The sequence below is a fragment of the Peribacillus asahii genome, from assembly GCF_003570725.1.
Lineage (GTDB): Bacteria > Bacillota > Bacilli > Bacillales > DSM-1321 > Peribacillus > Peribacillus asahii.
Genome location: NZ_QWVS01000085.1, coordinates 1 through 1,337, shown reverse-complemented (window position 1 = coordinate 1,337; position 1,337 = coordinate 1). Strand labels below are relative to the sequence as shown.

The following is a 1,337-nucleotide window of genomic DNA, read 5'->3' as shown; positions in this document are numbered from 1 at the left end:
ACATTTCATTTGGGCCAGGAACATTTCGCACCAACAATCGCGCCCTTTAATTGAGGAACTATTTACTTGTTTGTATAATTTCCCTCGATTTAGCATCAAAAATTTTATAACCTACTTCAAACTCATGATCCTTTGTGACAGTGACCTCACAATAGTAGGGAACTGCTCTTCCATAAGAATCCAATTCAGGAATATCTCTAAAATAAAATACCTCGTTCGTATCCAGTATTTTAAATGCTGCTTCACTAGATCGCCCAGATGAATCTATCTCGATGGTGCAACTCCCTTTTACAACATCATACTCTTTAAATATCATATATTTTAGGCTAGGGAGAGTTATAACTAGCAATAATCCACTCAGTATTAATGACAAAAGAGCTTTAAATGTATTGAAAATAGTAAATTCTTTCTCCTTGTACATACAAATAAACCGAAAAACACCAATCAACAATAACACCAAACCGAGTATCAACATAGCATAATACATTTGCATCCTCATTCCCATATGTCTGGAATAACTAAAATAGGGTCTTAGTCCTCTAAAATCACTTAATTCTTCTTTAACTAGCCTACAGGTTAGCTTAAGACATCACAAGAAGTAAATTCAGCCTTCATTTCTTCGCGTTTTTATTATATGAGCCAATAAAAAAGAGAGCATCATAGCAGCCCAATGGGGAAAAGCAATCATCATCATAAGAATCCCTGCACCTAAGTCGTCTTGTACAAAAAGATTTGGAAAAAGGCTGCGTTCAATGGAATTAAACAACAACGCTCCAATAAAGAATGGGAGGACTGGAATATAAAATATATATCTCCCTATTCCAATCGATAATTTTGTGTTTATAAATGTGTAAAGTGGAAGCAAAAGGATAGCAACAATAATCATTCCACTTAAGTTTATCCAATTATCATGTGCGTATAATACGATGAACCAAATCTCACCCACTAATATATAAAGCAAATACAGCAAACAAAAATACAATAACCTTAATATATGTCTTTTTGCTTTTGTGAAATCTATCATTTAAGGAAATTTCCCTCCAATACAATTTACAAGTCATTATTATATTAATTGAATGATTGTATCAATAAATAGAGGGAAATTAACCCTATTTCTTGCTTAGCTAACCTGCATCTTTAAGTATACTTCTTCACAATATCAATTATCGTTACTAAAGAATCTGGCCCTTTAATTGAAGAAAGGAGGGAACGATGTTCCCTCAGATTTTTTTATAGACCTCTGCGTACGCGACTTTCAATTGTTCTCGAAGCTGCTTGTTTTCCTCTTCTACCTTCTTAATTTTTCGTCTTAATGACTCAATGATAGCATCTTTGTT

The 1,337-nt window shown here is 33.4% G+C and carries 2 protein-coding genes and 1 pseudogene; all 3 read right to left on the bottom strand.

What is annotated here, in order from left to right; translation table 11 throughout:
* Window positions 1-58: 58 nt before the first annotated feature.
* Window positions 59-487, bottom strand: a complete 429-nt coding sequence (locus D1953_RS21000; RefSeq protein ID WP_119119086.1) for a hypothetical protein — start codon at window positions 485-487, stop codon at window positions 59-61.
* Between the two features lie 117 nt (window positions 488-604).
* Window positions 605-1,024, bottom strand: coding sequence for a hypothetical protein (locus D1953_RS21530; protein WP_119119085.1), 420 nt, complete (start codon window positions 1,022-1,024; stop codon window positions 605-607).
* A gap of 196 nt (window positions 1,025-1,220) precedes the next feature.
* Window positions 1,221-1,337: pseudogene (locus tag D1953_RS21885) on the bottom strand (DUF6262 family protein); the annotation flags it as partial.

Coding starts and splice junctions, on each gene's coding strand:
- D1953_RS21000 (WP_119119086.1), bottom strand. CDS start 487: ATGTATTATGCTATGTTGATACTCGGTTTGGTGTTATTGTTGATTGGT.
- D1953_RS21530 (WP_119119085.1), bottom strand. CDS start 1,024: ATGATAGATTTCACAAAAGCAAAAAGACATATATTAAGGTTATTGTAT.